Genomic DNA, 305 nt, shown 5'->3' on the forward strand with positions numbered 1-305 from the left:
CGTAGACCCTGCGCAGGCCCGCCCCGAAGGCGGTCAGCGAGGCGACGTCCTCGTCGGCGATCCGGCCGTCCGGCGCGGGCGGGACATTGAGCAGGAGCGAGGCGTTGCGCCCGACGCTCTTCTCGTACAGGTCCATCAACTGCGCGGCTGTCTTGGGCTTTTCGTCGGGGTGGTAGAACCAGCCGGGGCGGTTGGAGACGTCGGCCTCGGCCGGGTACCACTGGAGGTAGTTGATCGCCGGGTCGAGGAGCCTGGCCCGGGAGCCGATGTCGGGTTCGGTCGAGTCGTTGGGGAGACTGCCGAGC

General features: G+C 69.8%; 1 protein-coding gene. It reads right to left on the reverse strand.

The features are described 5' to 3' along the window. Window positions 1–305 (reverse strand): alpha-L-fucosidase (locus J0695_RS42345; protein WP_206970105.1); only part of this gene is annotated, 305 nt, incomplete at both ends.

The sequence above is a fragment of the Streptomyces beijiangensis genome, assembly GCF_017315755.1.
GTDB lineage: Bacteria > Actinomycetota > Actinomycetes > Streptomycetales > Streptomycetaceae > Streptomyces > Streptomyces beijiangensis.